Source organism: Streptococcus sp. 'group B' (assembly GCF_002073795.1).
GTDB classification, from domain to species: Bacteria; Bacillota; Bacilli; order Lactobacillales; family Streptococcaceae; genus Streptococcus; species Streptococcus agalactiae.
Window position 1 is genome coordinate 574,366 of the sequence record NZ_CP020432.1, and the last position, 12,545, is coordinate 586,910.

15 protein-coding genes are annotated in these 12,545 nt (G+C 36.4%); all 15 read left to right on the top strand.

Annotated elements, in window-relative coordinates; all coding sequences use genetic code 11:
- The first annotated feature begins 16 nt into the window (after positions 1-16).
- Positions 17-667, top strand: a complete 651-nt coding sequence (locus A6J68_RS03245) for an HAD family hydrolase (protein WP_000335416.1) — start codon at positions 17-19, stop codon at positions 665-667.
- A gap of 137 nt (positions 668-804) precedes the next feature.
- A complete protein-coding gene (locus A6J68_RS03255) occupies positions 805-1,596 on the top strand; it encodes an enoyl-CoA hydratase (RefSeq protein WP_000667370.1) in 792 nt (263 codons plus the stop codon).
- Positions 1,597-1,691: 95 nt separating this feature from the next.
- The gene (locus A6J68_RS03260; protein WP_000455488.1) at positions 1,692-2,126 is read left to right on the top strand and encodes a MarR family winged helix-turn-helix transcriptional regulator; all 435 of its coding nucleotides are present in this window, start codon (positions 1,692-1,694) and stop codon (positions 2,124-2,126) included.
- A complete protein-coding gene (locus A6J68_RS03265) occupies positions 2,126-3,097 on the top strand; it encodes a beta-ketoacyl-ACP synthase III (RefSeq protein ID WP_000230693.1) in 972 nt (323 codons plus the stop codon). Before A6J68_RS03260 ends, A6J68_RS03265 begins: the two co-directional genes overlap by 1 nt.
- Before the next feature lie 57 nt (positions 3,098-3,154).
- Positions 3,155-3,379, top strand: coding sequence for an acyl carrier protein (locus tag A6J68_RS03270; RefSeq protein WP_000257836.1), 225 nt, complete (start codon positions 3,155-3,157; stop codon positions 3,377-3,379).
- A gap of 154 nt (positions 3,380-3,533) precedes the next feature.
- Positions 3,534-4,493 (top strand): enoyl-[acyl-carrier-protein] reductase FabK, encoded by a 960-nt coding sequence (gene fabK / locus A6J68_RS03275; protein WP_000857467.1) that lies wholly within the window; start codon positions 3,534-3,536, stop codon positions 4,491-4,493.
- 19 nt (positions 4,494-4,512) lie between these two features.
- The gene (gene fabD, locus A6J68_RS03280; RefSeq protein ID WP_001044778.1) at positions 4,513-5,439 is read left to right on the top strand and encodes an ACP S-malonyltransferase; all 927 of its coding nucleotides are present in this window, start codon (positions 4,513-4,515) and stop codon (positions 5,437-5,439) included.
- 8 nt (positions 5,440-5,447) lie between these two features.
- Positions 5,448-6,182 carry a 3-oxoacyl-[acyl-carrier-protein] reductase gene (gene fabG / locus A6J68_RS03285; protein WP_001176108.1) on the top strand — a complete coding sequence of 245 codons (735 nt, stop codon included), beginning with the start codon at positions 5,448-5,450 and terminating at the stop codon, positions 6,180-6,182.
- A 15-nt stretch (positions 6,183-6,197) separates the two neighbouring features.
- Positions 6,198-7,430 (top strand): beta-ketoacyl-ACP synthase II, encoded by a 1,233-nt coding sequence (fabF, locus tag A6J68_RS03290; RefSeq protein ID WP_000175066.1) that lies wholly within the window; start codon positions 6,198-6,200, stop codon positions 7,428-7,430.
- A 1-nt stretch (position 7,431) separates the two neighbouring features.
- Positions 7,432-7,932 (top strand): acetyl-CoA carboxylase biotin carboxyl carrier protein, encoded by a 501-nt coding sequence (accB, locus tag A6J68_RS03295; protein ID WP_000354298.1) that lies wholly within the window; start codon positions 7,432-7,434, stop codon positions 7,930-7,932.
- A complete protein-coding gene (gene fabZ / locus A6J68_RS03300) occupies positions 7,929-8,351 on the top strand; it encodes a 3-hydroxyacyl-ACP dehydratase FabZ (RefSeq protein WP_000565430.1) in 423 nt (140 codons plus the stop codon). The genes accB and fabZ overlap by 4 nt, the downstream gene beginning before the upstream one ends.
- Before the next feature lie 37 nt (positions 8,352-8,388).
- Positions 8,389-9,759: an acetyl-CoA carboxylase biotin carboxylase subunit gene (accC, locus tag A6J68_RS03305; RefSeq protein ID WP_000473507.1), complete on the top strand. Its 1,371-nt coding sequence runs from the start codon at positions 8,389-8,391 to the stop codon at positions 9,757-9,759.
- Positions 9,760-9,767: 8 nt separating this feature from the next.
- Positions 9,768-10,643 (top strand): acetyl-CoA carboxylase, carboxyltransferase subunit beta, encoded by an 876-nt coding sequence (gene accD, locus A6J68_RS03310; protein WP_001173383.1) that lies wholly within the window; start codon positions 9,768-9,770, stop codon positions 10,641-10,643.
- Complete coding sequence (locus tag A6J68_RS03315; RefSeq protein WP_001058273.1) at positions 10,636-11,409, top strand: acetyl-CoA carboxylase carboxyl transferase subunit alpha; 774 nt, start codon at positions 10,636-10,638, stop codon at positions 11,407-11,409. The genes accD and A6J68_RS03315 overlap by 8 nt, the downstream gene beginning before the upstream one ends.
- Before the next feature lie 467 nt (positions 11,410-11,876).
- Positions 11,877-12,509, top strand: a complete 633-nt coding sequence (locus A6J68_RS03320; RefSeq protein WP_000284171.1) for an HI_0552 family protein — start codon at positions 11,877-11,879, stop codon at positions 12,507-12,509.
- Positions 12,510-12,545: the final 36 nt, after the last annotated feature.

Consider the following 12,545-nt stretch of genomic DNA (forward strand, 5'->3'; position numbering starts at 1 on the left):
ATGATATAATAGTTACATGTGTAAATATAAAGCAATAATATTTGATATGGATGGTGTTCTATTTGACACTGAATTATTTTATTATAAAAGGCGAGAGCGTTTTTTAAAACAACATGGAATTACAATTAACCATTTACCAATGAATTTTTTTATTGGAGGAAATATGAAGCAGGTTTGGAAATCTGTTTTAGGTGATCAATATGATACCTGGGATATTGATAAGCTCCAACAAGATTATAGTCGCTATAAAGAGGATAATCCCTTGCCATACAAAGATTTAATTTTTCAGGATTGTAAAAGAGTCATTGAAAAGCTTCATCACAAAGGCTATCTTTTGGGTCTAGCTTCAAGTTCTACTAGACATGATATCATGTTAGCATTAGAAAGTTTTAATCTGGATACATATTTTAAGGTAATTCTGTCTGGTGAGGAATTTTCAGAAAGTAAACCTAATCCAGCTATTTATAATAGAGCAGCAGAACTTTTAGATATTCCTAAACAGCAAATTCTTATTGTAGAAGACAGTGAGAAGGGGATTGCAGCTGGCATTGCAGCTGGTATTGATGTGTGGGCTATTGAAGACAAATACTTTGGAATGAATCAGTCGCAGGCTAATGTATTAGTGAGCGATCTGAGTCAATTTTTTGTGAAATTAGATAACTATTAAAAACGGGAGGTTTAATTCCGTTTTTTTTATTTTTTATCTTGCCATGAAAGCTAGGTTTATGATAAAATACAAAGCATGATAATTTGATAATCAAATTATTTTTTATTTTTCTTTCACTCTTAAAGAGAGGAGACGTTTTGAAGTTCGAAAATATAATATATGGTATTGATGGCAGCGTGGCCACTATTATGCTTAATCGACCAGATATTTCAAATGGTTTTAACATCCCAATGTGTCAAGAAATTATTGATGCAATAAGGCTTATGTCTGAAAATAAAGATGTCATGTTTTTAGTGATTGAAGCACAAGGACCAATCTTTTCAATCGGAGGAGATTTAAAAGTGATGAAAGATGCTGTTGAGAGCGATGATATTAGCTCATTAACTAAAATTGCTGAGTTAGTTAATCAGATATCGTATGATCTACTACAGCTAGAGAAACCTGTTGTTATGTGTGTAGATGGGGCTGTAGCTGGTGCCGCAGCTAATATTGCATTAGCAGCTGATTTTGTTATCGCAAGCAAGAAGAGTAAATTTATCCAGGCTTTTGTGGGTGTCGGTTTAGCTCCAGATGCAGGAGGTTTATTGTTACTTAGTAAATCAATCGGTATAACTCGTGCAGTGCAACTAGCTTTAACTGGAGAAAGCTTATCTGCTGAAAAAGCTGAAGCTTTGGGAATTGTTTATAAACTTTGTGAATCAGATAAAATAGGTAAAATTAAGGATCAACTATTAAAGCGTTTAAGTAGACATTCTATAAACTCATATCAAGCCATAAAATCATTAGCTTGGGAAGCTGCTTTTAAAGATTGGGAACAATATAAAAAGCTTGAATTACAGTTACAAGAATCATTAGCCTTTAAGCAAGATTTTAAAGAGGGTGTTCGGGCACACGCTGATAGAAGGCGTCCTAATTTTTTAGGCAAATAGTTTGAAAATCAAATTATTTAAGATTAAAGTCTTGCAAATAAGTTTGAACTTTGATATAATTTGACTATCAAAGTTTAATGTGAGGTGGTGATATCTTGGAATACGATCAGATTAATAGTTATTTAGTTGACATTTTTAATAGAATCATGATTATTGAGGAAATGAGTTTAAAGACTAGCCAATTTAGCGATGTATCTTTAAAAGAAATGCATACTATTGAAATTATTGGGAAACATTCTGAGGTAACTCCTAGCGATGTCGCTCGAGAATTAATGTTAACTTTGGGAACTGTAACAACCAGCCTTAATAAGTTAGAAAAAAAAGGCTACATTGAGCGTAAACGGTCAAGTATTGATCGTCGAGTTGTTCACTTGAGTCTTACTAAGAGAGGTAGGTTATTAGATCGATTGCATAGTAAATTTCATAAATCTATGGTATCTCATATTATTGAAGACCTAGGCGAAGAAGACATAAAAATGTTGACGAGCGCTTTAGGGAATCTTCATAAATTTTTGGAGGACTTAGTCTAGTGGTTTTTGCTAAAATTAGTCAACTTGCACATTATGCACCTTCTCAAATCATTAAAAATGAGGATTTATCATTAATCATGGATACCAGTGATGACTGGATTTCGTCACGTACTGGTATAAAACAACGTCATATTAGTAAAAATGAAACAACAGCTGATTTGGCAAATAAGGTCGCAGAACAACTTATTGAAAAATCCGGTTATTCCGCTAGTCAAATTGACTTTATTATTGTTGCAACGATGACACCAGACTCTATGATGCCTTCTACTGCCGCAAGAGTGCAAGCTCATATTGGAGCGAGTAATGCTTTTGCCTTTGACTTGAGTGCAGCATGTAGTGGTTTTGTTTTTGCCTTGTCTACCGCCGAAAAATTGATATCATCAGGTAGCTATCAAAAAGGTTTAGTAATAGGAGCAGAAACTGTTTCTAAAGTATTAGACTGGACTGATAGAGGGACAGCAGTTTTATTTGGAGATGGAGCTGGAGGTGTCTTGCTAGAAGCTTCTAAGGAAAAACATTTTCTTGCAGAGTCTCTCAATACAGATGGTAGTCGTCAGGGACTTCAATCTAGTCAAGTCGGGTTAAATTCACCTTTCTCAGATGAAGTACTTGATGATAAATTTTTGAAAATGGATGGTAGAGCAATCTTTGATTTTGCTATCAAAGAAGTTTCAAAAAGTATCAATCATCTTATAGAAACATCCCATTTGGAAAAAGAAGATATTGATTATCTTTTCTTACACCAAGCGAATCGAAGGATTTTAGATAAGATGTCTCGAAAAATTGATATAGCACGTGATAAATTTCCAGAGAATATGATGGATTATGGTAATACTAGTGCAGCTAGTATCCCTATTTTACTTTCAGAATCTTATGAGAACGGTTTGTTGAAACTAGATGGTAACCAAACAATCCTCTTATCGGGTTTCGGTGGAGGTTTGACATGGGGAAGTCTAATTGTTAAAATTTAGTTATATATAGTGCATAGCACATTTATAAAAGATTATTTAAAATTTAAGGAGCTAAAAATGGCAGTATTTGAAAAAGTACAAGAAATTATTGTTGAAGAACTTGGTAAAGATGCAGAAGAAGTAACGTTGAACACTACTTTTGACGATCTTGATGCTGATTCGCTTGATGTTTTCCAAGTGATTTCAGAAATTGAAGATGCATTTGATATCCAAATTGAGACAGAAGAAGGACTAAATACTGTTGGTGATTTAGTTGCTTATGTTGAAGAAAAAGTAAAATAATTAAGTCGTAAGAAAAAAAGAAGCAAGTGATAATAAAAGATATTCTTACCAAATCACTTATTAGAGTGAGTATTCAATCAATCGTTGATCGGTACTCACTCTTCTTCTTATCAATATAGTTTGATTGTCAAATTATTAATTTTAGGAAAGAAAAATGAAAACACGTATAACAGAATTACTAAATATAAAATATCCAATTTTTCAAGGGGGTATGGCGTGGGTCGCTGATGGAGATCTTGCAGGAGCTGTTTCTAAGGCAGGTGGTCTAGGTATTATTGGTGGAGGAAATGCCCCTAAAGAGGTTGTCAAAGCAAATATTGATAAAATAAAATCTATGACTGATAAACCCTTTGGTGTGAATATTATGCTTTTATCACCTTTTGTAGATGATATTGTTGATTTGGTTATTGAAGAAGGTGTAAAAGTTGTAACGACTGGTGCAGGTAATCCTGGTAAGTACATGGAACGCTTTCATGAAGCAGGTATAACAGTAATCCCTGTTGTTCCTAGTGTTGCATTAGCAAAACGTATGGAGAAATTAGGGGCTGATGCTATCATTACAGAAGGAATGGAAGCGGGTGGTCACATCGGGAAGCTGACCACGATGACATTAGTGCGACAGGTTGTTGATGCTGTTACAATTCCAGTCATTGCCGCAGGTGGTATAGCAGATGGGCGTGGGGCTGCTGCGGGTTTCATGTTAGGAGCTGATGCTGTTCAGGTAGGAACTCGTTTTGTTGTTGCTAAAGAATCTAATGCTCACCCTAATTACAAAGCAAAAATTTTAAAAGCAAAAGATATCGACACTGCTGTTTCTGCTCAGGTAGTAGGTCATCCAGTTCGTGCCTTAAAAAATAAACTAGTAACAACCTATAGCCAAGCAGAAAAAGATTATTTAGCTGGCCGTATTTCAATCAATGAGATTGAAGAATTAGGAGCGGGAGCTCTTCGCAATGCAGTTGTTGATGGGGATGTTATTAATGGTTCAGTTATGGCAGGACAAATTGCAGGATTAATTAAATCAGAAGAGACTTGTCAAGAGATTCTTGAAGATATTTATTCAGGAGCGCGTCAAGTTATTCTTTCTGAGGCAAGCCGCTGGTCAGATTTATAAATACAAATAAGGAGACACTATGAATAAAGTTGCATTTCTATTTGCTGGTCAAGGTGCTCAAAAGTTAGGAATGGCTAGAGATTTATATGAAACTTTCCCGATTGTTAAAGAAACTTTTGATAAGGCAAGTCATGTTTTAGGATATGATTTGAGAGAATTGATTGATAAAGACTTAGACAAATTAAATCAGACGAAATATACGCAACCAGCTATTTTAACGACTTCGACTGCTATTTATTGTTTAATTCTTAAAGAAATTGGACTTAGACCAGATATGGTTGCAGGACTTTCTTTGGGAGAATATAGTGCTTTAGTTGCTTCAGGTGCTATAAGATTTGAAGATGCTGTAGTACTTGTTTCTAGACGAGGCCAACTAATGGAAGCAGCAGCACCTGCTGGTAGTGGCAAAATGGTAGCGGTTTTAAATGCTGATCGTCAAATAATTGAAGATGCTTGTAAGAAGGCTTCTCAGTTTGGTATTGTTAGTCCTGCAAATTATAATACTCCAAAGCAAATTGTTATAGGGGGAGAGTCAATCGCTGTAAATGCAGCTGTAGAAGAACTAAAACAACAAGGAGTAAAACGTTTAATTCCTCTGAATGTTTCAGGTCCTTTTCACACTGCTTTATTGAAACCTGCAAGTCAGAAATTGAGCGATGTTTTAGATAAAGTTCATTTTTCAGTTTCTGAAATCCCTGTAATTGGAAATACAGAGGCGCAGATAATGAAAAAAGACGATATCAAATCTTTATTGGCACGCCAAGTTATGGAACCTGTACGCTTTGATGAGTCTATTGAAACCATGAAAAAAATGGGAATGACACAGGTTGTTGAAATTGGTCCAGGGAAGGTACTCTCAGGTTTCTTGAAAAAAATAGATAGCTCATTGTCAGTATATTCTGTTGAAGATAAAATTGGATTTAATAATCTTAAGGAATTAAACTAGGGGAAAATATGCAATTAAAAGATAAGAACATTTTTATTACGGGTTCAAGTAGAGGAATCGGCCTTGCAATTGCCCATCAATTTGCACAATTAGGTGCTAATATTGTTTTAAATGGACGTTCTGAAATATCAGAAGACTTAATAGCTGAATTTGCTGATTATGGTGTAAAAGTTATTGCTATTTCAGGAGATGTTTCTTCTTTTGAAGATGCTAATCGCATGATTAAAGAAGCTATTGCAAGTCTAGGTAGCGTGGATGTGCTTGTTAACAACGCTGGTATTACTAATGATAAATTGATGCTTAAAATGACTGTTGAAGATTTTGAGAGCGTTCTTAAAATTAATTTAACAGGTGCATTTAATATGACACAATCAGTCTTGAAACCGATGACAAAAGCGCGTCAAGGTGCTATTATTAATATCTCTAGCGTCGTTGGATTAACTGGAAATGTAGGGCAAGCTAATTACGCAGCCTCTAAAGCAGGTTTAATTGGCTTTACAAAATCAGTTGCCAGAGAAGTAGCAGCACGAGGCATTCGTGTCAATGCCATTGCTCCAGGCTTTATCGAATCTGATATGACAGATGTTATCCCAGAAAAAATGCAAGAAGCTATTTTAGCTCAAATTCCAATGAAACGTATTGGAAAAGGTAAAGAAGTAGCGCAGGTAGCGTCTTTCTTAGCAGAACAAGAATACCTTACAGGACAAGTTATTGCCATTGATGGCGGTATGACGATGCAATAATAAAGAGGAAATAATATGACATTACAGCGAGTAGTAGTAACAGGTTACGGTGTAACCTCACCTATTGGAAACACACCAGAAGAATTTTGGAATAGCCTTAAAGAAGGAAATGTTGGTATTGGACCTATCACTAAATTTGATTCAAGTGATTTCATGGTCAAAAATGCTGCTGAAATTCATGATTTTCCATTTGATAAATATTTTGTCAAAAAAGATCTGAACAGATTTGATATGTATTCCCTTTATGCCTTATATGCTTCAAGTGAAGCTATTCAACATGCTAATTTAAATTTAGATGAAATTGATGCAGATCGATTTGGTGTCATCGTTGCATCAGGTATTGGAGGGATTCAAGAGATTGAAGAACAAGTGATTCGTCTTCATGAAAAAGGGCCAAAACGCGTAAAACCAATGACGCTTCCAAAAGCTCTACCAAATATGGCAGCTGGAAATGTTGCGATGAGGTTAGGCGCTCATGGTGTATGTAAATCAATTAATACAGCTTGTGCTTCTTCTAATGATGCTATTGGAGATGCTTTCCGTAATATAAAATTTGGTATTCAAGATATTATGGTAGTCGGTGGTGCAGAAGCTGCTATTACAAAATTTGCCATTGCTGGATTCCAAAGTCTTACAGCATTATCAACAACTGAAGATCCATCAAGAGCATCTATTCCATTTGATAAAGATCGCAATGGATTTATCATGGGAGAAGGTTCTGGAATGTTGGTCTTAGAAAGTTTAGAACACGCTGAAAAACGAGGAGCTACTATTCTTGCAGAAGTTGTTGGTTATGGTAACACTTGTGACGCATATCATATGACTTCACCACATCCAGAAGGTTTAGGAGCCACTAAAGCTATTCAACTTGCACTGGCTGAAGCTAATATTAAACCTGAAGAAGTTAACTATGTAAATGCTCATGGAACTTCAACACCTGCTAACGAAAAAGGAGAGAGTCAAGCTGTTGTTGCTGCACTTGGGACAGACGTTCCAGTTTCTTCGACTAAATCTTTTACTGGTCATCTTTTGGGTGCCGCAGGAGCTGTTGAGGCAATTGCAACTATTGAAGCGATACGTCATAGTTATGTTCCAATGACTGCTGGAACAACAGAATTATCAGAAGATATTACAGCGAATGTTATTTTTGGTCAAGGGCAAGACGCTGATATTCGTTATGCCATTTCAAATACATTTGGTTTTGGAGGACACAATGCAGTTCTGGCCTTCAAACGCTGGGAGGATTAAATTGGATATTCAAGAGATTAAGGATTTAATGACTCAATTTGATGAGTCAAGTCTGAGAGAATTTTCATTCAAAACAAGTGACGGTGAGCTGTCTTTTAGTAAAAATGAGGGAAAAGCTCCACTTGTACCAACTATGTCTCCTATGAGTCATCAACCTGAAGCGACTCCAACTATAGCAACTCCTGTCTCTAATGAAGCAGGTGAGCAAACGAAACAAGCTACTGAAGTAGTTTCAGAAATCCCAGAGTCGACTGTGACTGTTGCAGAAGGTGACGTTGTCGAAAGTCCTTTAGTTGGGGTTGCTTATTTAGCTTCTGGACCAGATAAACCTAACTTTGTTTCAGTAGGTGATAGCGTGAAGAAGGGACAAACTTTGATGATTATTGAGGCAATGAAGGTGATGAATGAAGTGCCTGCCCCTCATGATGGTGTAGTTACTGAAATTCTTGTAGCCAATGAAGAAGTTATTGAATTTGGTAAAGGATTGGTACGAATCAAATGATTGATATAAAAGAAATTCGTGAGGCTTTACCTCACCGCTATCCAATGTTATTAGTGGATCGTGTTTTAGAGGTATCAGAAGATGAGATAGTCGCTATCAAAAATGTTAGTATCAATGAGCCTTTTTTCAATGGTCATTTTCCAGAATATCCTGTAATGCCAGGCGTTTTAATTATGGAAGCTTTGGCTCAAACTGCAGGTGTTTTAGAATTATCTAAAGAAGAAAACAAAGGAAAGCTTGTTTTTTATGCAGGTATGGATAAAGTGAAATTTAAAAAGCAAGTTGTTCCAGGAGATCAATTAGTTATGACTGCTAAGTTTGTCAAACGTAGAGGAACTATAGCCGTTGTTGAAGCAATAGCAGAAGTTGATGGGAAATTAGCTGCCAGTGGAACGTTAACATTTGCAATAGGTAATTGAAGATAGTATTGAATTTAGAGGGAGAGAAGCATCAAAAATGTTTAAGAAAATATTGATTGCTAATCGCGGAGAAATTGCAGTACGTATCATTCGTGCAGCCCGTGAAATGGGAATTTCGACAGTTGCTATCTATTCGGAGGCTGACAAGGAATCATTGCACACAATTTTAGCAGATGAAGCTATTTGTGTTGGACCAGCCAAATCAGCAGAATCTTATTTAAACGTTAATGCTATATTATCTGCTGCTATTGTGACTGGAGCGGAAGCTGTTCATCCAGGTTTTGGGTTTTTGAGTGAAAATTCTAAATTTGCTACTATGTGTGAAGAGATGAACTTAAAATTCATTGGTCCATCTGGAGAAGTTATGGATAAAATGGGTGATAAAATCAATGCTCGTGCAGAGATGATAAAAGCTGATGTTCCGGTTATCCCAGGATCAGATGGTCAAGTTACAAGTGTAGAAGAAGCTGTATCAATTGCTGAGGAAATCGGCTATCCATTGATGTTAAAAGCCTCAGCCGGTGGCGGTGGAAAAGGAATTAGGAAGGTCAAATCAGCAGATGAATTGAAGCCTGCTTTTGAGTCTGCTTCACAGGAGGCTTTGGCTGCGTTCGGTAATGGTGCTATGTATATTGAAAAAGTTATATACCCAGCTAGACATATTGAAGTACAAATACTTGGAGATAGCTTTGGTAAGATAGTTCACCTAGGAGAACGTGATTGTTCTCTGCAGCGTAACAATCAGAAGGTATTGGAAGAAAGTCCGTCTGTGGCAATAGGTAACACTCTGCGTCAACAAATTGGTGAAGCAGCTGTTCGTGCAGCTGAGGCTGTATCTTATGAAAATGCAGGAACAATTGAGTTTTTATTAGATGAGAATAGCGGACAGTTCTATTTCATGGAAATGAATACTCGTGTTCAAGTAGAACACCCTGTTACAGAATTTGTAACGGGTGTTGACATCGTTAAAGAGCAGATTCGTATCGCTGCTGGAATTCCTTTATCAGTTTCTCAAAATGATATTAAGTTAACTGGTCATGCGATTGAATGTCGTATTAACGCAGAGAATCCACAATTTAATTTTGCGCCATGTCCAGGTACCATTAATGGGTTACATCTACCTGCTGGCGGTATGGGCTTACGTGTCGATTCAGCGGTTTACACAGGCTACACTATTCCTCCTTATTATGATAGTATGATTGCGAAAGTAATTGTTCACGGAGAAAATCGTTTTGATGCACTTATGAAAATGCAACGTGCCTTATATGAGCTTGAAATTGATGGTATTATAACAAATACAGAATTTCAAATGGATCTCATTTCTGATAAAAAAGTCTTGGCTGGAGATTATGATACTTCATTCCTGATGGAAGACTTTTTACCAAGGTATTATGGTAACAATCAATAGGAGGGAAGATGGCTTTATTTAGTAAAAAGGATAAATATATCCGTATTAGTCCAAACAAAGCATTAGGGTCTTCTGATAAACGTAGTCTTCCTGAGGTTCCTGATGAACTCTTTGCTAAGTGTCCTTCTTGTAAACATATGATTTATCAGAAAGATTTAGGATTAGCAAAGATTTGTCCAGCTTGTTCTTACAATTTTAGAATTTCAGCGCAAGAACGTCTGTTGCTAACAGTTGACGAAGATAGTTTTGAGGAATTATTTACAGGGATTGAAACTAAGGATCCTTTGAATTTTCCAAACTACCGTGAAAAACTGGCTGCTACACGTCAAAAGACTAACTTAGATGAAGCGGTGGTGACAGGTTTAGCTAAAATAAAAGGACAAACTACGGCCTTAGCTATTATGGATTCTCATTTTATAATGGCGTCTATGGGAACGGTTGTAGGCGAAAAGTTGACAAGATTATTTGAGCTAGCAACTGAAAAGAAATTACCTATTGTTATTTTTACAGCGTCAGGGGGCGCCAGAATGCAAGAAGGTATTATGAGTTTGATGCAAATGGCAAAAGTATCGGCAGCAGTTAAACGCCATTCTAACCAGGGATTGTTTTATTTAACAATTTTAACAGACCCAACAACCGGCGGCGTTACTGCGAGTTTTGCTATGGAAGGTGATATTATTCTGGCTGAGCCGCAAGCGTTGGTTGGTTTTGCTGGTCGTCGTGTTATCGAAACAACGGTGAGAGAAGATTTACCTGAAGGCTTTCAAAAGGCAGAGTTTTTGTTAGAACATGGTTTTATTGATGCTATTATAAATCGAACAGAATTACGCGACTGCATTGCTCAACTAATTGCTTTCCATGGAAATGAGGTTGGTCATGAATAATGATGTGACAAGAATTTTAAAAGATGCGCGTGATCAAGGGAGGCTAACTGCTCTTGACTACGCTGAATTGATTTTTGATAATTTTATGGAACTTCATGGTGATCGCCAGTTCGCAGATGACAAATCAATTATAGGAGGTTTGGGGTACTTGGCAGGGCGTCCTGTGACGATTGTCGGTATTCAAAAAGGTAAGAACCTTCAAGATAATTTAGACCGTCATTTTGGTCAACCACATCCTGAAGGTTATCGTAAGGCTTTACGTTTAATGAAACAAGCTGAGAAGTTTGGAAGACCTGTTATAACCTTCATCAATACTGCTGGAGCATATCCTGGGGTAGGTGCTGAGGAGCGAGGTCAGGGTGAAGCAATTGCTAGAAACCTCTTAGAAATGAGTGATTTAAAAGTCCCTATTATAGCTATTATTATTGGTGAAGGGGGTTCTGGAGGAGCATTAGCTTTAGCTGTTGCCGATAAGGTTTGGATGTTGGAACATACTGTTTATTCTATTTTAAGTCCTGAGGGCTTTGCCTCTATTTTATGGAAAGATGGTACAAGAACAACAGAAGCAGCACAATTAATGAAGATGACTGCTGGAGAACTTTACCATATGGAAGTTGTAGACAAAGTAATCCCTGAACATGGTTATTTTTCAAGTGAGATTGTCGATATGATTAAGACAAGTTTAATTTCAGAGTTAGAAATGCTCTCACAATTATCTCTTGAGGATTTATTGGAGCAACGTTACCAACGTTTTAGAAAATATTAATAGAAAAAGGCTGAGTTATTTACTCAGCCTATATTTAGTTTTTCAAGGTATTATCATAGTTATAGTTTCATATTTTGCTATAATTGATAAAAAGGAGATATGTCAATGACACTAGCATTAGCCAATTTTTAGATTGTAGTCTAATCCAAAATTTTCAGAAAGAGTCATTTCGAACACTTTATTCTAAGTACCATTATTTAGGCTCTCCTTAACTTGAGACTCTATCTGTTATTGAAGAGAAATTTTCTAGAAAAAATAGCTATTGTTAGATTTTAGAAGGCTATGAAAAGATTGGTTTTTAAAGAGTTCTATTAAGTGATGAAGAAAGTAAAACTTGGTTAGTTATAATTGCGATTAGACTTTGTTTCTAGCAACGAGACTTCGCTATACATACTTTAAAAGAACTTGAAAGTATGTATAGATATATAATCGTGAAAACTTAACTATTGTTTACATGGAGAAAAAGAATGTATCAAGAATTAAATGATTATTTAGAATTCCAATCAATGAAGTATATTATGCCTGAGAAGGCAGGCCCTTTAAAGGACGATATGCAAACTTTTAAGGCAAAGGGCCAACTTGCTAGGAATAGCTTTACAGAGTTATCAAGAGCCTTAGAACAACGTATGGATGGCTTTAAAATGCAAAGAGTGAGTAATTGGGCTAATCAAGCTCAAGTAGGGCGTCCACATTTTTGGGTTTATTATCGAAAGGATACAGACCAATTAGATGATGTGGCTGTTGCGCTAAGGGTTTATGGTGTAAAAGATAGTTTTGGGGTTAGTCTTGAGGTAAGCTTTGTAGAGAGGCAAAAATCTGATAAGACACTCGAGAAGCAGGCTAGAGTGTTATCGATTCCGATTGCCTCTCCATTGTATTTTATGGTCCAAAGGCAAGGTGAAACTCATCGAGAGGAAGGCAATGAGGAAAATCGTCAACGTTTAATGCAAGAAATTAAGTCAGGGAAGGTAAGGAAAGTATTGGTAAAATATGATGTTCTTTTGACTGAAAACCAGAGCTTAGAAAATATTCTGCAACGGTTGTTAGAAGGATTTGAGAAAGTGCTACCTTACTACCAAGTTTGTCAAACTATTAGCTAAGTTCATGGAAAAAATGAGTTGGTATACCAACTCATT

Bases quoted from the DNA above. Each gene is read 5' to 3' on its own strand.
- A6J68_RS03245 (WP_000335416.1), top strand. From the start codon at position 17: ATGTGTAAATATAAAGCAATAATATTTGATATGGATGGTGTTCTATTT.
- A6J68_RS03270 (WP_000257836.1), top strand. From the start codon at position 3,155: ATGGCAGTATTTGAAAAAGTACAAGAAATTATTGTTGAAGAACTTGGT.
- fabK (WP_000857467.1), top strand. From the start codon at position 3,534: ATGAAAACACGTATAACAGAATTACTAAATATAAAATATCCAATTTTT.
- fabD (WP_001044778.1), top strand. From the start codon at position 4,513: ATGAATAAAGTTGCATTTCTATTTGCTGGTCAAGGTGCTCAAAAGTTA.
- fabG (WP_001176108.1), top strand. From the start codon at position 5,448: ATGCAATTAAAAGATAAGAACATTTTTATTACGGGTTCAAGTAGAGGA.
- fabF (WP_000175066.1), top strand. From the start codon at position 6,198: ATGACATTACAGCGAGTAGTAGTAACAGGTTACGGTGTAACCTCACCT.
- fabZ (WP_000565430.1), top strand. From the start codon at position 7,929: ATGATTGATATAAAAGAAATTCGTGAGGCTTTACCTCACCGCTATCCA.
- accC (WP_000473507.1), top strand. From the start codon at position 8,389: ATGTTTAAGAAAATATTGATTGCTAATCGCGGAGAAATTGCAGTACGT.
- accD (WP_001173383.1), top strand. From the start codon at position 9,768: ATGGCTTTATTTAGTAAAAAGGATAAATATATCCGTATTAGTCCAAAC.
- A6J68_RS03315 (WP_001058273.1), top strand. From the start codon at position 10,636: ATGAATAATGATGTGACAAGAATTTTAAAAGATGCGCGTGATCAAGGG.
- A6J68_RS03320 (WP_000284171.1), top strand. From the start codon at position 11,877: ATGTATCAAGAATTAAATGATTATTTAGAATTCCAATCAATGAAGTAT.